Origin of the sequence: Bradyrhizobium sp. 154 (genome assembly GCF_023073875.1) — a bacterium.
GTDB lineage: Bacteria > Pseudomonadota > Alphaproteobacteria > Rhizobiales > Xanthobacteraceae > Bradyrhizobium.
In genome coordinates this window covers 346,643-363,631 of sequence record NZ_JADPKG010000101.1, presented here as the reverse complement: position 1 = coordinate 363,631, position 16,989 = coordinate 346,643, and the positions used below count along the sequence as shown (strand labels likewise).

General features: G+C 64.8%; 11 protein-coding genes and 1 pseudogene. 4 read left to right on the top strand and 8 right to left on the bottom strand.

Going from position 1 to position 16,989, the window contains the following annotated elements; all coding sequences use genetic code 11:
- The first annotated feature begins 164 nt into the window (after positions 1-164).
- Positions 165-4,280, top strand: a complete 4,116-nt coding sequence (locus IVA92_RS24465) for a GAF domain-containing protein (protein ID WP_247277643.1) — start codon at positions 165-167, stop codon at positions 4,278-4,280.
- On the opposite strand, the gene IVA92_RS24460 is transcribed toward IVA92_RS24465, so the two are convergent.
- From IVA92_RS24460 to IVA92_RS24440, 5 genes are all read right to left on the bottom strand, one after another.
- Positions 4,254-4,595, bottom strand: a complete 342-nt coding sequence (locus IVA92_RS24460) for a hypothetical protein (RefSeq protein WP_247277642.1) — start codon at positions 4,593-4,595, stop codon at positions 4,254-4,256. The genes IVA92_RS24465 and IVA92_RS24460 overlap by 27 nt on opposite strands.
- A 226-nt stretch (positions 4,596-4,821) precedes the next feature.
- Entirely contained in the window at positions 4,822-5,814 is a 993-nt protein-coding gene (gene galE, locus IVA92_RS24455; protein WP_247277641.1) for a UDP-glucose 4-epimerase GalE, read from the bottom strand.
- 19 nt (positions 5,815-5,833) lie between these two features.
- Complete coding sequence (locus IVA92_RS24450; RefSeq protein ID WP_247277640.1) at positions 5,834-6,637, bottom strand: WecB/TagA/CpsF family glycosyltransferase; 804 nt, start codon at positions 6,635-6,637, stop codon at positions 5,834-5,836.
- Complete coding sequence (locus IVA92_RS24445) at positions 6,630-9,011, bottom strand: Wzz/FepE/Etk N-terminal domain-containing protein (protein ID WP_247277639.1); 2,382 nt, start codon at positions 9,009-9,011, stop codon at positions 6,630-6,632. The genes IVA92_RS24450 and IVA92_RS24445 overlap by 8 nt, the downstream gene beginning before the upstream one ends.
- 278 nt (positions 9,012-9,289) lie before the next feature.
- On the bottom strand, positions 9,290-10,090 hold the full coding sequence (locus IVA92_RS24440) for a methyltransferase (RefSeq protein WP_247277638.1): 801 nt from the start codon (positions 10,088-10,090) through the stop codon (positions 9,290-9,292).
- 407 nt (positions 10,091-10,497) lie between these two features.
- On the opposite strand from IVA92_RS24440, the gene IVA92_RS24435 reads away from it, so the two are divergent.
- Positions 10,498-11,526 (top strand): glycosyltransferase family 2 protein, encoded by a 1,029-nt coding sequence (locus IVA92_RS24435; protein ID WP_247277637.1) that lies wholly within the window; start codon positions 10,498-10,500, stop codon positions 11,524-11,526.
- Between the two features lie 16 nt (positions 11,527-11,542).
- Here IVA92_RS24435 and IVA92_RS24430 read toward each other — a convergent pair whose 3' ends face one another.
- Positions 11,543-12,529: a glycosyltransferase gene (locus tag IVA92_RS24430; protein WP_247277636.1), complete on the bottom strand. Its 987-nt coding sequence runs from the start codon at positions 12,527-12,529 to the stop codon at positions 11,543-11,545.
- 315 nt (positions 12,530-12,844) lie between these two features.
- Between IVA92_RS24430 and IVA92_RS24425 the strand changes: the two genes are divergently transcribed.
- The gene (locus IVA92_RS24425) at positions 12,845-14,197 is read left to right on the top strand and encodes an O-antigen ligase (RefSeq protein WP_247277635.1); all 1,353 of its coding nucleotides are present in this window, start codon (positions 12,845-12,847) and stop codon (positions 14,195-14,197) included.
- 118 nt (positions 14,198-14,315) lie between these two features.
- On the top strand, positions 14,316-15,449 hold the full coding sequence (locus IVA92_RS24420; RefSeq protein WP_247277634.1) for a GNAT family N-acetyltransferase: 1,134 nt from the start codon (positions 14,316-14,318) through the stop codon (positions 15,447-15,449).
- 52 nt (positions 15,450-15,501) lie between these two features.
- Here the strand turns inward: IVA92_RS24420 and wrbA are convergent, their stop codons facing one another.
- Together wrbA and IVA92_RS24410 are read right to left on the bottom strand one after the other, a co-directional pair.
- On the bottom strand, positions 15,502-16,101 hold the full coding sequence (gene wrbA / locus IVA92_RS24415; RefSeq protein ID WP_247277633.1) for an NAD(P)H:quinone oxidoreductase: 600 nt from the start codon (positions 16,099-16,101) through the stop codon (positions 15,502-15,504).
- A gap of 154 nt (positions 16,102-16,255) precedes the next feature.
- A pseudogene (locus tag IVA92_RS24410) lies at positions 16,256-16,953 on the bottom strand (pirin family protein).
- Positions 16,954-16,989: the final 36 nt, after the last annotated feature.

Sequence of the window (16,989 nt, the reverse complement as noted above, 5' to 3'; positions counted from 1 at the left end):
CAGTTCGTGCCATGCGGCGGTATTTTCGACAGTTTGGCGCCGGCCGTTCGCCGCTCATTCACTTTGATTGAGGGTTTGCAGCGCGCAATAACGTCCACTTAGGCGATCGCCACCCATAAAGTCACCCGGGAAAAATAGGCAGAAAATGCCCGGGAGCTGAGAACGTGCCGACGACCCTCGCACGCACCTTTGCGGCGTTGAGCGCCATCAACGAAGCGATTCTCTACGCGAAATCGCCGGACGAGCTGTACCAGAAGGTCTGCGACGCCGGGTTTTCGAGCGGAGATTTTTTGGCGGTCGCGGTGTTTCTGGTGGGACCGGACGGCCGGCGGCTGCATTTTGCGGCCGGCTGCGGCGATGACGTTGCGCGCCTGCGCTCGATCGTGATCACGACGGAAGCAGGCACGCCCGAAGGATCCGGCGTCGGCGGCGAGGCGTTTCGCGATCAGAAGCTGTGCATCAGCAACGACTATCTGAACGACCCGCGTTCGCTGGCGTGGCGCGAGGGTGCGGCGAAGGCCCAAATCGGGGCGGCTGCAGCAGTCCCGCTCCTCTGTAACGGCAAGGGCGTCGGCGTGCTCTACGTGACCCGCCGCAACGCCGGATCGCTGAACGAGCAGATGGTGTCGCTGTTCGAGCGCATGCCAGCCAATATCTCCTATGCGCTCGAGAATTTCGAGCGAGAAGGAGCGCGCCGGGACAGCGAGGCGGCGATGCGGCGGCTCAATCGCATGTTTGGGGCGCTTAGCGCGACCAACGAGGCAATCCTCAAAGCCAATACCGAATTGGACTTGTATCAGCGGGTCTGCGACGCAGCAGTGCACGGCGGCAAATCACTGGCGACTTTCGTGCTGTTGCGCGAGGAGAACTCGCATTGCCTGACGCCGGTGGCCGCGACCGGACAAAATCTCGATCTGATCAGACAGGCACGCTACTCGATCGATCCCGACAATCCTCACGGTCGGGGCATCTCCGGCCAGGTCTTCCGGACACAGAAGGCGATGGTCGAAGACGACCTCGTCGGTCGTACCAAGGGAACGACTTGGGAGCGGGCCAGCATCAATGCTGGCGCGGTCGCCTGCGTCGCCGCACCACTGATCAAGCGCGGAACCAGCGTCGGCGTGATGTTCTTCTTCGTCAGCAAGTCTTGGGCGAAGGACCATGGCATCGTCGCGCTGTTGCTGCGGATGACCGAGAACGTGTGCTTTGCGCTCCAGAATTTCGATCGCGACGAGGAGAAGGCGCAGATCGCGCGCGAGGAGGAGCGGCTCGCGCGCATGTACGCCGCGCTGAGCGCCACCAATGAGGCGATTATCCGGGCCACGTCGCGTGCCGAGCTGTTCGATCTCGTATGCGAGGCCTCAGTGCAGGGTGGTAAGTTCGGCTCGGCAACGATCGCGCTTGCCGAGCCCGCCTCCGGCTTGCTTCGGGTCGTCGCCTCCGCAGGGCCGTACTCCGATGAAGTACGCAGACTCAAATTCGCCACGACCGACAAGGTGCCGGAGGGAAGAGGCCTGACCGGCACGTGCTTCCGCACCGGGCAGCCGTGCATCTCCAATGACCTGCTCGCCGACGAGCGCCTCAAACCCTGGCACGAGAGTGCCCGCCGCACCGGCGTCAAGTCCTCCGCCGTGTTGCCGTTGCTGAACGGCGACCGCACGGAGGGCGTGTTCCTGTTCAACTCGCTCGAGATCGGCACGTTTACGCCGGAATTGGTCGAACTGCTGGAACGGCTCGCACGCAACGTGTCATTTGCGATCGCAAATCTCGACCGCGCCGAGGAGAAGGCGAAGGCCGACAAGCAGCGAGACCGGCTGAGCGGCATGTTCGCGGCGTTGAGTGCCACCAACGAAGCCATCATGCGCGCCGAGACCCGTGAGGAGCTGTTCGAAGTCGCATGTCAGGCGGCCGTGCTGGGCGGCATGTTCGCCTCTGCGACGATTGGAATCATCGACCAGAAACGTGAGTTGGTCCGGGTCGTCGCCGTGAAGGGACGGCTCCAGCAGCGAATGGTCGGGCGCACCTGCGCGATTGCCCCGGATCATCCCGAGGGCCAGGGCATCATTGGAACCTCGCTGCGGACGCGCCGGCCCAGTGTCGTCAACGACTATATGCACGATCCGCGCTCAGCACACTGGCACTCCAAGGCGGTCGAGGACGGAACCCGGGCCGCTGCCAGTTTCCCGCTTCTACGTTCCGGTCAGGAGCCGATCGGCATCCTGCTGTTCCTTGCTCCGGAGGAGGATACATTCACGCCCGATCTGGTCGAACTGCTGGCCCGTCTCGCAGAGAACGTCTCGTTCGCGCTCGACAATTTCGACCGCGCCGAGGAAAAGGCCCGCACCGAGGCGCAGAAGGAGCGCCTGACCCGCATGTTCGCGGCGCTGAGCGCGACCAACGAGGCGATCATGCGGGCGAAATCGCGCGCCGAATTGTTCGACCTCGTGTGTCTCGCCGCATCGAACGGCGCCAAGTTCACCTCGACGACCATTGCGCTCGCCGGCGCCGACAGCGACCAGCTCAAGATCGTGTCAAGCGCAGGACCGTCGTCCGACACCACGCGCAATGTCCGCCTCTCGGTCGACCCCGAGCGCCCCGAAGGTCGGGGGATGGCCGGCACGGCGTTCCGGACCCGGCAGCCCTGCATCAGCAACGACTATCTCAACGACCAGCGCGTGAGCGCCTTCCACGCCATTGTTCGTGGCGACGGCGCACGGTCGGGCGCGGCGATCCCGCTCATCGTTCATGATCTGGCCGTCGGCGTCATGATCTACATGTCGACCGACAAGGACACGTTCACCGCCGAGTTCGTCGAGCTGTTGCAGCGCCTGGCCGACAACGTTGCCTTCGCGATGGAGAATTTCGATCGCGCCGACGAGAAAAAGAAGGCCGACGAGCGGATCGAATACCTCGCCTCGCATGACAGCCTGACGGACCTGCCGAACCGCGAGACATTCAACGGATTGTTGCGCGAAGCGATCGGCGCGGCGCAGCGCTACGATCACCGCTTTGCGGTGCTGTTCATCGATCTCGACCGCTTCAAGGTCATCAACGATTCGCTCGGCCACGAGGCCGGCGACCTGCTCTTGCTCGAAGTGGCGAGTCGGTTGCGGAGCGCGCTGCGGACTAGCGACGTGGTGGCACGGCTCGGCGGCGACGAGTTCGTGGTGATCCTCGACCGGTGCGGCGAGATCGACGAGGTCCAGCGCATCGCCAGCGGGCTGCTTGCCGTGCTTGCCGAGCCCATGGAGCTGGCCGGGCACGAGTGCCACACCACGGCCTCGATCGGCATTGCGATGTATCCGACCAACGGCTCCGACGCGCAGACGCTGACCAAGAATGCCGACATGGCGATGTATCTCGCCAAGGAAGACGGCAAGAACGGCTATCGCTTCTTCTCGAAGGAAGTGAAGACGCAATCGATCGAACGTCTGTCGCTGGAGAGCGCGCTGCGCCGGGCGCTGGAGCGCCAGCAATTTTCGCTGAATTACCAGCCCAAGGTGGATATGGAGACCGGCCAGATCACCGGAGTGGAAGCGCTGCTGCGCTGGACGCATCCCGATCTCGGCAACGTCTCGCCGGCGCAATTCATTCCGCTTGCCGAGGAGACCGGGCTGATCGTGCCGATCGGCCGCTGGGTGCTGAATGAAGCCTGTGCCCAAGCGATGGCTTGGCAGCGCCGCGGCCTGCTGCCCCTGTCGATGGCGGTCAACCTGTCGCCGCGGCAGTTTGCCGACGAGCATCTGTTGCAGGACGTCGATGAGGCGCTGGCCGCCAGCGGCATGTCGCCGGTGCTGCTCCAGCTTGAGGTCACCGAGAGCATGATGATGCGCAATGTCGGGCGCGCGCTCAAGGTGCTCGACGCCATACAGAGCCGCGGCATTCGCCTCGCCATCGACGATTTCGGCACCGGTTATTCGTCGATGTCGCTGATGAAGCACTTCCCGATCGACACGATCAAGATCGACCGCTCCTTCGTCCGCGACCTGCCGCAGGATTCGGAAGATCAGGCGATCGCGCAGGCGATCATCAGCATGGGCAAGGCGCTCGGCATGACCGTCGTCGCCGAAGGCGTCGAGAACGCCGAGCAGGAGGCATTCTTGCGTACCCATGGCTGCGACGAGATGCAGGGCTATCTGATCTCCAAGCCGCTGCCGGCGCGGCAGATGGCCGAACTGCTGCGGCCGATGGAGCTGACCGTTGCGCCGCCGCTCCAGCCGGAGCCGGACCTTGCCGCAACCGATGCCGCAGCGTTACGGCTGAAACGCGCTGTCATCTGACGGCTGCGGGTGCAGCTCGCGGACGTCGTCATCCTTGCTTTCCGCCTTGCGCGGAAAATCTTCCGGCCACGGCAGTGAGGTCTGATCCTCGAACAGCGCGAGAAGTAGGCGCGCGCCATCGGCAAAGGCCGATCCTTCGCCGAGGCCGAGCGTGCGCGACCACGCACTTGGCATAGGCTGGCGCACGTCGAGCACCGCGATCGCGGGTCCCCACCACCAGGCCGGCGCCGGCGAACGTTCGTCCTCGGGCACAGCGAGCCAGCGGGCGAACTCCTCCACCACGCGCTCGAATTGCAGGCTTGCGGCCTGATGCATTCGTTCCGTGCTCCCTTGGGTCCGCCTGAGCAGGCCGATGCGCGCACTCGGTCGTGGTCTTTACGTTTGAAGAACGGCTCGTGTCGCGCAGCCACGTCTGCCGCTCCCATCGGCGGCCAGGCCTGAAACATGCGGCGGCCGGAAAAGCGGTCGACGCCGGTTGTCATAGTCTCTTCATTCTCTTTAGCCGCTGAAGGGCCCTGCCGGCAAGGTGCAGGACGGTTACCTAACGCGACCTGAAGGGATGCGCCTTCTGGTGCCAGGCCCAGGCGGTGCGGATGATCGTAGACAGGTCGGAGTGACGCGGCATGAAGTTCAGCACCTTCTTCGCGGCAGAGGGATCCGCGACCAGATAAGTGGGATCGCCGGCGCGGCGCGGCTTGACGGTGTGTGGCACCTCGCGTCCGGTCTCCTGCCTGATGGCGTTGAGGATCTCGCGCACGGAAAAGCCGGAGCCGGTGCCGAGATTGAAGCTGCCGCCGGCATGCCCTTCTTCCAGAAGCTTCAGTGCCGCCACATGCGCCGCGGCGAGATCGGTGACATGGATGTAGTCGCGGATCGCGGTGCCGTCGGGCGTGCCGTAGTCGTCGCCGAACACTGCGAAGTCGACATGACCCTGAAGCGCCATCATGGCGCGCGGAATGAGATGGGTTTCGTTGTCGCGCAGTTCTCCGATGCCGCCGGCTGGGTCGGCGCCGCTGGCGTTGAAATAGCGCAGGCAGAACGCGCCGAAGCCATAGGCCGCGCGGTAATCGGCGAGCATGCGCTCGATCATCCATTTCGATGCGCCGTAGGGGTTGATTGGCACGCAGGGAAAGTCTTCCGGCAGTTCCTTGGAATCGGCGTTGCCATAGACGGCGCCGGTCGAGGAGAACACGATGCGATGGCAGTTCGCGTTACGCATCGCCTGCAACAGCGACAGCGTGCCTTGCACGTTGTTGATGTAATATTTCTGCGGGTCGGTCATGGACTCCCCGACGAGGCTCGCCGCCGCGAAATGCATCACTGCCGTGATCTTGTGATCGGCGAAGGCGCGCGCCAGTGCTGTGCCGTCGAGCAGATCGCCCGTCACCAGCGGGCCAGTCACGAAACTGCGATGGCCCGTCGAGAGATTGTCATAAACGACGGGCTGATAGCCGGCGGCGGTCAGTGCGCGGCAGGCATGCGAGCCAATATAGCCCGCGCCCCCGGTGACGAGGACGGTCGGTCGGTCGGTCATGTCGTGTTCAGCTCTTCCCTTAACGGACGGGTCGGTTACGGCTGAAGAGAAGATAGAGCGCGCGGGGGTTGGTGGTCAAATAGCGCCAGAACAGGCGGCGTGGCTCGAGCCAAGTGCGCCAGGCCCACTCGAGCCCGATCTTCTGCATCCATTGCGGCGCGCGGGAACGGCTGCCCGACAAAAAGTTGAAGAGGCCGCCGGATGTCTTGATAACGCCAACATTGGTGAGATGCGGCGTGAATTCCTCCACGAATGCCTGCTCGTTGGGCACGCCGAGCGCAACCCAGAGATAATCCGGCGCAAGCGCGTTGATTTCCTGGACCTTCGCGCGCAACGCTTCGCCGCGCAGATAGCCATGGCTGCGGCCGACGATCTTGAGGTTCGGATACATCTTCTGAACGTTCTCGACCGCTGCGATGTTCTCGGCCTCGCTGGCGCCGAGCATGTAGAAGGTGCGGCCGAGCGCTTCCGCCTTGCGCGCGACGACATGGAACAGGTCCGTGGTTGCGACGCGCTCCGGCAGCGGAAACCAAGATTGTAGCTTCGAAGCCGCGACCAGCGGCTGGCCATCGGCGTTGATCAGGTCGGCGATGCGGAACAGGCGCTCGGTCTGCGGCTCGGTCGAGCAGCGCGCCAGCACCTCGCCATTGGCCGAAGTCAGGAACAGCGGACGGCCGATGCGATTGTCAGGATCGGTCGCCTCGATCATGAAATCGGCGGTCGCTTCCAGGTCGATCGCGGCCATGCGAAGGCCGCCGACGGTGATCCGCGGCACGTCGGCAGTTGCCGTCCGTCCCTCGAAATTGACGCGACGCTCAAGCATATTGCCGGCCTCGCTGGCGCGTTTGGGCTGCGGGAGTGAGCTCGTCGAGCACGACGCCGACGAGCTTGCGCTCGGCGCGGCCGAGTGTGGTCAAGATCTCTTCCAGGCTGTCGTTGATGTCGAGGCTGGTCGGCAGCACCGCCACCAGCGCGTCGGTGTCGTCCAGCAGCTTGCGGCCGCCGGCCGAGAGCGGCACCGCGGGGCCGTCGAGGATCACGAGATCATAGCCACCCGCGGCTCGCGCCTGTGTAATCGCCTTGCGGATGGCGTCGGCCGCCTTGCCGGCGTCGCCCTCTGCGGCCGGCAGCACCGAGATGCCGTTGACCGTCTTGATCTCGCGGGCGTCCTTGCTGCCAATCGAGAGCCAGCCGAGCCTGCTCGGCTCGTTCTTGCCGCGACGATCGACCTTGTTCGAGAGCGAACGCGCCTGATGATCGGCATCGATCATCAGCACGCGGGTGCCGTCGCGCGCGGCGGCCAGTGCGAAATTCAATGCGGCCACGCTACGCCCGGTGGTCTCGCCGGTCCCGACGAGCGCGATGACCGGCATCGCCATGCCGCCGGCGCGCCGGGCCACGGCAGCGCGCATGTCGCGCCAGGCATTGAGCAGCGTGGTGAGGGGAAAGCCGGGGCGCAGGGTCGGCCAGCCCAGCCGGGTGAGATCGACGCTGCCGCCGGTGGCGAGAATGGCGCCGAGCGTATGAATGACGTCGGCCTCCTGGAGGCGTGCGATCAGCGGCTTCTCGATCAGGGGCTTCTCGACGATCGAAGGCTGTAACGGAGGTGCGGCAAGTTCCGGCGGAGCTTGCTCTACTTCCGGAGCACCTGAGACCTGCGGGGGCGGCCAGGCCTCCGAGACCTCTGGTGCCCGCGCGCGCTGCGGAGCTCGCGTCGCATCCGGCGCCGGCGTGCGCTGTGGACGGGCAGGTGTTGGCGCCGGCGCGCTCGCACCAGCGAACATGAGCTCGGCCGCAGCGAACCAGCTCGACGCCGCGACCGCACCGAAGATGAAGCCGATCATGGCAAACAGGCTCATCGCCGGCGGGAACGAGCGCCGCTGCGGCACCGTCGCTTCGCCGATGACGCGGGCTGCTGAGGTGTTCAGGCTCTCCTGCTCCTCGGTCTCGCGGGAACGCTTGAGGAAGGATTGATAGACGTCGCGGCTGGCGTCGGCCTCGCGCTCGAGCTCGCGCAGGCGGACTGCGGCCTGGCTGAGCTGGACACTCTGCCGCTTCTGCGCTTCCAGCGCCCGGTTGAGCGAGGCTTCGAAGTCGCGGGCACGCGTCAGGTCGTTCTTGGCGGACTGGGCGAAGCGATCGATTTCCTCGTTGATGGTGCGCTTGAGATCCTCGACCTGCTTCTCGGTCTGGCGCAGCGCCGGGTGGCGCGGGCCGAGCTCGCCGGCTTGTTCCGCATACTTCTTGCGGGCGTCCGCATATTGCGCGCGCAGGTTCGCAATCGTCGGCGATTGCAGCGCCTCGGGGATTGCGCCCGCATCCGCCGCCGTGCGCCGGCTCGCCTCGATCTGGTCGAGCCGCGCCTGCGCATCCATCGTCGCCGCGCGGGCCGCGGCCAGCCGCTGGTTGCTGGCGGAGAGCTGCTGGTCGCTGATCAGCGTGTCCTGGGTGCCGACGAAATTGTTCTGGGCCTTGTAGGTGGCAAGCGCGGTCTCGGCGTTGCGCAGCCGCTCGCGCAGCTCCTTCAGGCGGCCGGAGAGATCATTGGTGGCGCGCCGTGCGGCCGAGGCCTGCGAGTTGCGGGATTCCGCAAGATAGGCATTGGTCAGCGTGTTGGCGAGCATTGCCGCTTTCGCGGGGTCCGTCGACCAGACCTCGATGTCGACGATGAAGCTCTTCTCGGTCTTGCGGACCGTGATGTGCCGGTTCAGCGCGTCGAGCGCCGCGAGCTGCACTTCCTTCTTTTCCGCAGCGGAGGGCGCGCGGGGCTGAAGGCCGATCAGGCCGAGCAGCGATGACATCAGGCTCGTGCCCTCGCCGCCGCCGAATTCCGGATCCTTGTCGAGGCCGGCTTGCTGGATGACCTGGAGCAGCACGCTATTGGAGGTGATCAGGCGCGCCTGGCTCTCCACCACCATGGACATGCCGGAGACGTCCTGGGCGCGCGGCGTCAGCTCGCGATCGACGAGCTGAAGCTCGCGCGGGTCGACATAGAGCTGTGCGGTGGCGGTGTAGCGCGGCGTCAGGCTCTTGCCGATGGTGACCGCAAGCGTCGCGCCGAGCAGGGCGGCCGCGGCAATCGCGACCTTTCGCCGCCAGAGCAGATTGGCGAGCTCCAGCACGCTGAAGCCGGCCTGAGGCTTTCCTCGCGGGGCCTCCGGTCTGGCCCGCTCAATCGGCTGGTTATAGTCAAGCATGATCCCCAGCTTTCATTCCAACTGCCGCGGGCTGAGGGGTTACTCTTCGTTTCACGCCACGCACCCGGGATATAGGTGCCCAATCAACGCAACAGGAAAAATTAACCATACTCATTGAGGGACTATTCACCGAAATGGCAAACAAAGCGTTTAAGCGCATGTCGTTCTTCGGTGCGTCGCGGCGACGCTGAGGTCGCTCAGAGATTAACGGTTCGTTACCGCGCGCAGCGTGGCCGCGAAGCTTCGCTTGTTGTGCGATCCGCTGCGCGCGCATGGCGTCAGCTCTTTCGCAGGATGACGTGATAATCGCCGCGGCGGACGTCGGTGCCGCGCGGCAGCACGGCGTTCAGCACCGTGGCCCCAGCGTCGGCCAGGGCCGCAAACAAAGGCTTGCGCCGGCGCATCTCGGGATAGCGCGGGCTCTCGACTTCACGACGATAGATCATCTCGAGACCGTTGGCGGCCGCAAATGCTTCGAGCCTCGGCAATGTCACCAGCGGATGGAAGAACGTCGGGAACGGCGGCTCGCCCGGCAGGCCGGCATCCTTGATGCCGCGGATATTCCGGTAGAACCAGACGTGGAACCAATGCGGCGAGTATTTGGTGACCACGCCGGACAGCGAGCGCGGGTTGGGGGCGCCGATCAGGATCATTCCGCCGCGCTTGAGCGCATCGCGGAAATTCAGCAGTGCAGCTTCGACGTCGGGAAGATGTTCGATCACGTTGTAACAGATGACGAGATCGAAAGTCTCTTGCCCAAAACGGTAGGTCTGGACGTCACCGAGGATCGCCACGTCCGCGTAGGTATTGTTGCGGACCTGATCCTCGTCGATGTCGACGACGGTGATGTGACTGCGGCTTGGCAAGTCCGGCGGCAGAACGCTGCACGAGCCACCGCCGGCTTCATAGATGGCGAGCCGGCCCTGCGGCAGTTCGCGGCGCAGCACGTCATGAATCGCGAGCAGGCTGTCGCGGGCTTCGCCAGGGATCAGATCGTGCAGCGCCTGGGTGGGGGGAGTGGCCGCGGAGACGTTGATCGCCGTGGCTGTCGCGAACTCGATCGTCGCTGGCTTGTTCATGATTTTCTGACCGCACTTGTTCTATTCAAATTTACAGGAAAAAACTCGCTTGGCCGAAGAGCAAATCTGATGCCGCGCCATCTCACTGATCGCAGTGCTTACGGTCGGGTTAATGCGCATAGGCGTTAACTACGGCATTGTTCGTGTTGAGGTGTTGTCGGCGCATTGGACCGCGAGTTGCACTAACACGGGTGCGAGGTTTCGCTGCGGAAGCGTGCGAAGGCGGTTAACTGCATGGTGTTTGTGCCAAGATGGCTGGAGATCGCCAGCGTGCGCGAGGATTTTCCGCTCGCCGGCCGTTCATTTTGGGACGCATCTGTCCCGCCGCGATGTGCCGTCGCGGGACGCGGCCGATCCGCGCGATCGAAGCAGGGCTTTTTCAACATATCTCGGACATCTAGGACGTCATGACACTGATCCCGACAGACTTGTCCGCCACGCGCTTCTCGGACCTCGTGTGCGATCCCAACCGCGAGATCGCGGCGAGCTCCAGCGTCATCGACCTGTCGGTCGGCATCGTCGTCTGCATTCCCTGCTTCCGCCGCCCGCAGCATCTGCGGCTGACGTTGGACTCGCTGGCCAGCCAGCGCACACCTCGCTCCTTTGCGGTCGTCATGGTCGAGAACGATGCCGCGCTGCGCGAGAGCGCGCCGGTCGCCGCGGAATATCTCGCCGACGGGAGGCTCCAGGGCATCTGCCTCGTCGAGAAGCGGCAGGGCAATTGCCAGGCGATCAACGCCGCGTTCGAGACGGCGCAGGCCATATTTCCCGCCGCGACCCGCTTCCTGATGATCGACGACGACGAGATCGCCTCGCCCGATTGGCTCGAGTTGATGGTGCGCACCGCGGAGGCGACCGGCGCCGACGTGGTCGGCGGGCCGGTGTTGCCGGTCTTCGACGACGACAGCCAGCCCTGGCTGTCACGTCATCCCGCTTTCTGTCCCGCCTATGATTACAGCGGCGCGGTGCCGCTGATCTATGGCTGCGGCAATTGTCTGATCACGCGTGCGGTATTCGAGCGGTTCGAGCGTCCGGCCTTCGACCTGCGCTTCAATTTCCTCGGCGGCGGCGACTGCGATTTCTTCGTGCGGTGCCGCGATGCCGGCATGACATTCCACTGGACGGCGGAGGCGGTCATCACCGAGACCGTGCCGCAAAGCCGCACCAGCCTCGGCTGGATCGCGAAGCGAGGCTTGCGCATCGGTGCGATCAATTATCGCGTGCAGTCCAAGGCTGCGCAGAGCGCAGCGGCGCGGATGCTGGTGTTTGCGCAGATGGTTGGCCGGTTGCCGCTGTCGCTAGTGCGTGCGGCCGGTCTGCTGACATCGTCGAAGACAGTCGTCGCGATGCATCCCGTGATGGTCGCGCTCGGCTCCGTGCTTGCGGCATTCGGCATCGAGCCGAAGCCCTATGAAGCCTCGAAGATCGTGTCCTGACGCCCTGGTAGCGGAGCTAGATGCCAAAACGGGCGAGGACGACCCGGAGCGCGGAGCGCGGCAGCGATTTGAGCGAGCGCCGGCCGACCATGGCGAGATAGGCGACGGCGTCGCGATATCTGCCGAAGCGAACCGCCTGCATCGCCGAATAGGTGACGAGATGAATCTCGGCGGCCCGGCGCAGCGCGCCGGCCGTGCCTTCGGGCAGTCTCGCCAGGATCAGCCCGTCGTCGAAGACTCGCGCGACCGCCGGGAAGAAATCCTGCGGCGTCCGCACCGCGGCATTCATCGTGTTCGCCGTGTGCAGGCGATAGTCGAGCAGGAGCTTTGGCGCGAATTCGAACTCGCCGATCGCGGCAAGTCGGCACCAGCAATGCCAATCCTCGCAATATCTGAGGGAGACGTCGAAGCCGCCCACAGCGCGAAAAGCCTCCGCACGGGTGAGCACGATGCCGCCATTGACGATGAAGTTGCCGGCTGCGAGCCGCGTCAGCACGTCGCCGGACGGCTTGCGGCGTCCCTTCAGCAGATCGCGCCGGCCGATCTGCCGTCCCTCGCTGTCGATCGTGTTGTAGTCGCCATAGACGAGAACCGCGCGCGGAGCGCCGCGCGCTGCCGCCAGCAGGGCCGCCACGCCATCGGGCCGCAGGCGGTCGTCGGCATCGAGGAAGAGCAGCCAATCGCCGACCGCCTGCCGCGCGCCAAGATTGCGCGCCGCTGACACGCCCGCGGAGGCGTTTTGTATCATGCGGAGCCGTGGATCACGCATGGCGCGGACGATCGCAATCGTGTCGTCGGTCGAGCCGTCGTCTACGACGATGATTTCGGCGACATCGCGTTGCGCCAGCGCGCTGGCGATGGTTTCGCCGATATAGGCCGAAGCGTTCTTGGCGGGAATGACGACGGATACCGACGCGCCCGGATTCACCGGCAACGGCAGGCGCGCCGCCGGCATCACGCGTGAGGCAGCCGTTAATTCGAGAACCTCGTCGGCGGTGATCAAGCTGCGACTCGTCTTTAATGATCCGTTAACCAGGGCGCGTCTGCCGAGCCGGCAATGCCAGCAATCGAAATCTCGGCTGCTGCGGATGATACCCGCATTATGGGCAAGTCGCTGCCGCGAGCGCCTGCGCGGCGCCGGATTCGTGGAATAACGTTAAGCCGGTGACATTGAGCCTGCGGCAAATCTAGAGTGCGGCAGCGCTGCCGCACAGAATATGCCTGTCGTCTTCGACATGCTGGTTGACGGATGGTTAACGGCGGTGAGCTAGAACCTGAAGCTTCCCGGCCTCACCTGCCTTGAGCTATGGATCGCAGCTTGGATCGCAGCGCCGCTGACATGACTGACGTCGAGGCCCGATCGTTGGGCCACGTCCTGCGCGGCGGGCTCGCAGGGCTGAACGCGGTGCGGGCAGCGCGCTGTCTCGTCGCCGTCGCGGCCTTGCTGTTGATCCTGGTGACGCTCGATCCGTTTCCGGACCTGCGGAGTGAGAATTTCGCTACTGTCGTCAGCGGGCGAATGGCGCTGACCTACATCGCCTTCGGCCTCTTGGCCGTGGTCGCCGTGCTGTTCGCCGCCGTGACCGATGCGCCAGCGCTGAAGTCCCTGGTGACCCCGTTGCATCTCTGTCTCGTCGGTTGGCTCTTGATCAACATCGCCTTCTCCGAGAGCCGCGGCGTTTCGTTTCAGCGCTTCGTGCTCGCGGCGAGCGTGACGTCGCTCGCCGTGCTCCTGCCGCTGTTGCCGCCGACGCAGCGCAGCTTCAACCTGTGCCTCGGCGGTGCCGCGCTCGCGCTGCTCGTGCTCTGCTATCTCGGCGTCTTCCTCGCGCCGCAATATTCGATTCACACCGCGTTCGACATCACCGAGCCGCAGCTTGCCGGTGACTGGCGCGGCAGTTTCGGCCACAAGAACGTCGCCTCGCCGGTGATGACCATCCTGGTCTATGTCGGCATCTACCTTTGCAGTGCCGGCGCGTTCGTGATGGGGCCGGCGATCGCGGTGCTTGCCGGCATCTTCCTGATCTTCACCGGCGGCAAGACGTCCTCGGTGCTGTGCCTTGCGATCTACGCGCTGGCGTCGCTGGTCTACGTCACGCGCAGCCTCTGGCTGAAGCGGATCATCTGTTTCGTGCCGCTGATCGCGATGAACCTGCTGACGGTGGGCAGCGTCTTGAGTCCGTCGCTCGGCGCCATGACGCGGCTGCTTCCGCTCGACCCCACTTTCACCGGGCGCTCCGCCATCTGGGAATTCGCGCTCGCAGCCGTCGCCGAGAAGCCGATCATCGGCCACGGCTATGCAGCCTTCTGGGATGATTTGACCGAGCGGCAGACCACGCAAGGCGCGGAATGGGCGACGAGCGCGGCGCACAGCCACAACAGCTATCTCGACCTCGCCGTCACCATCGGCCTGTCGGGGCTGCTGCTGGTGATCCTCGTCTTCGTGCTCGCACCGCTCGGCAATTTTCAGTCGGCCCAGGCGCATAACCGCAGTCGCGCGCTGGCAAAGCTGTTCCTGACGGTATGGCTGTTCGGCCTTTATTACGGAGCCACCGAGACCTTCCTGCTCGACCGACAGAGTCCGATCTGGTTCATCTTCGCTGTCGCAGTGGCCGGCCTGCACTTCCTGGCCCGGTTCCAGTGCGCAGGGCAGGTGGAACCTGAGCACTGACACCTGTCGCAGCGGGGCGGCTTTAAGTGGCATCGCTTAACGATAAGAGGCGACGTTACTTGTCCTCCGCGGCAAAACATAATCTATCCGGAAACTTCAGTAATCCTATGTCCCGCGGATGACGTTCCTCAGCGTCGAGCAATCAGAAGGCCGGGTGTCGAGCACGTCGGGAATCGCGGTCGATTTCATACGCGACTGGCGGCGGGCCGCATTGCGCCTGAATGCAAGCCATCGCACCGCGTTCCAGCACGGTTACTGGCTCGGCGCCTGGTACGAGGCGTTCCACGACCTCACACCGCTGATCGCCGTGATCTCCGATGCCGCGACCGGCAAGGACATCGCTCTTGTGCCGATGATCAGCCATACCAGGCGCGGCATCCGCGTGGTCGAATTTGCCGATCTCGGCGTCTCCGATAACAATGCGCCGATCCTGTCGCTTGACGCGGATGCGCCAGATGCCATCAGCAAGGCGTTGATCGATGCACTACGCGCCTTGCCCGATGGCTTCGATCTGCTGCGCCTGAGGAAGATGCCGGCCCAAATCGGCGGCAAGCCGAACCCGCTGGTCTCGCTCGGCCGGATCGGATCCTCCTCGCTCAACGGCAATCTGGTGCTGATGGGCGACGACTATGAGGCTTACCAGGCCTCGATCAAGCGCATGCAGATGCCGCGCTGCTGGCGCGTCTTCAGCCGTCATGCCGGCGCGCGGTTCGAGATCGCTGCGGATATCGCTCGCGCGCATGAACTGCTGGATGTCATGGATGTTCAGCAGCAGGCGCGCATGCGAAAGCTCGGCTCGCCATTTATCCTCAACGACGAGACCCATGCGCGATTTTACCGCGAGGTCGCCCGCCAGGGCGTCGTGGAAGGCTATGCCGTCGTCTCGGCGCTGGTCTGCGACGAGGGCGTCGTCGCCACCTCGCTCGGCGTCAGGCAGGATGCGACTTACTACCTGCTGCGCATCAGCCACGCCGGTGATTCATGGTCGAGCTGCTCGCCCGGGCTGCTCGTCGCCGAGCGCACCATGGCCGCACTGCATGCAGGGGGCGTGCGCTGCTTCGATCTCAGCATCGGCAATCAGGACTATAAGCGCCGCTTCGGCGCTCAGAGGGTCCCGCTGACCGATGTCAGCGTCGCACTGTCCTGGCGGGGCCTGCCCTATGCATGGCGCGACCACGCCGCGCAGGGGCTGCGCCGTCACCCGAGGCTCGCCGCGCTTGCGGCGCGGGCGATGGGCAAGGGGACGCGCTGAAGCGGCATTCCCGAACGAGAAATGCCGCCCGCGATCGCGTCAGCCGTGCAGCTCAGCCATGTAGTTTCCTGGCGGTCTCCGCGATCTGGCGGCCCTGATAGCGTGCGCCGGCGAGCTCGTTGGCGCTGGGCTGGCGGCTGCCATCGCCGCCGGTGATGGTGGTGGCGCCGTAGGGCGCGCCACCCGTGACCTCGTCCAGCTTCATCTGTCCGGCGAAGCCGTAGTTCATGCCGACGACGATCATGCCGAAATGCAGCAGGTTGGTGATGATCGAGAACAGGGTCGTTTCCTGGCCGCCATGCTGGGTCGCGCTCGACGTGAACGCGCCGCCGACCTTGCCGTGGAGCGCGCCCTTGGCCCACAGCCCGCCGGCCTGGTCGAGGAAGTTGGCCATCTGCGAGGCCATCCGGCCGAACCGGGTGCCGGTACCGACGATGATCGCGTCGTAATTGGCGAGATCTTCGATCTTGGCGAGGGGGGCGGCCTGATCGAGCTTGTAGTGCGAGGCTTTCGCGACCTCCGCCGGCACCAGCTCCGGCACGCGCTTGATGTCGACGGTGGCGCCGGCCTCGCGCGCGCCTTCGGCAACGGCATTCGCCATCGCCTCGATGTGACCATAGGCGGAATAATAGAGGACGAGAACTTTGGTCATGGGTGGTCTCCGTTGGATGACGAGGTGAGTTGCTTGTTCGCCGTCGTTGCCGGGCTTGACCCGGCAGCCCATCGCTTTTCAAAAAGCTCTTTACGAAGGCGATGGATGCCCGGCTCAAGGCCGGGCATGACGAGTTGCTGTGTGGTGGGGGCGCCTACGCCGCATCGACGAGCACGAGCTCCGTATCTTCCAGAGCGGTGATCTTCAGCCTGTCCTCGTCGCGGATTGCGGCGCCATCGCGGGCTTCGACGCGAACGCCATTGACCTCGACCGCGCCCGCAGCCGGCACCAGGTAGAGGTGCCGTGACTTCTGCGGCGTGTATTCTGCGCTCTCGCCGGCCTCAGCGTGGTGGCGAGCACCCGCGCATCGGCGCGGATCGGCAGCGCGTCGGTGTCGTCCTCGAAGCCGCTCGCGATGGTGACGAGCTTGCCGGAACGGTCCGCCTTGGGGAATGGTTTCGAGCCCCAGGTCGGCTGACCGCCGCGTGCGGTCGGCTCGATCCAGATCTGGAAGATCCGCGTTCTGGTCGGCTCGAGATTGTACTCGGAGTGGCGGATGCCGCTGCCGGCGCTCATCACCTGCACGTCGCCGGCCTCGGTGCGTCCCTCGTTGCCGAGGCTGTCCTGATGGGTGATCGCGCCCTCGCGCACATAGGTGATGATTTCCATGTTGGCGTGGGGGTGAGCGGGAAAGCCGGTGTTCGGCGCGATCTCGTCGTCGTTCCACACCCGCAGGGCGCCGTGAGCCATGTTGTTCGGGTCGTAGTGGCTGGCGAAGGAGAAATGATGCTTGGCCTTGAGCCAGCCGTGATCGGCGCCGCCGAGCTTTGCGAAAGGTCTGAGTTCGATCATTTGCGTAATTCCTTGACTTGAACGGACGGCGCCTGA

Coding starts and splice junctions, on each gene's coding strand:
- IVA92_RS24420 (WP_247277634.1), top strand. CDS start 14,316: ATGACGTTCCTCAGCGTCGAGCAATCAGAAGGCCGGGTGTCGAGCACG.
- IVA92_RS24440 (WP_247277638.1), bottom strand. CDS start 10,090: ATGAACAAGCCAGCGACGATCGAGTTCGCGACAGCCACGGCGATCAAC.
- wrbA (WP_247277633.1), bottom strand. CDS start 16,101: ATGACCAAAGTTCTCGTCCTCTATTATTCCGCCTATGGTCACATCGAG.
- IVA92_RS24450 (WP_247277640.1), bottom strand. CDS start 6,637: ATGCTTGAGCGTCGCGTCAATTTCGAGGGACGGACGGCAACTGCCGAC.
- IVA92_RS24445 (WP_247277639.1), bottom strand. CDS start 9,011: ATGCTTGACTATAACCAGCCGATTGAGCGGGCCAGACCGGAGGCCCCG.
- IVA92_RS24460 (WP_247277642.1), bottom strand. CDS start 4,595: ATGCATCAGGCCGCAAGCCTGCAATTCGAGCGCGTGGTGGAGGAGTTC.
- galE (WP_247277641.1), bottom strand. CDS start 5,814: ATGACCGACCGACCGACCGTCCTCGTCACCGGGGGCGCGGGCTATATT.
- IVA92_RS24435 (WP_247277637.1), top strand. CDS start 10,498: ATGACACTGATCCCGACAGACTTGTCCGCCACGCGCTTCTCGGACCTC.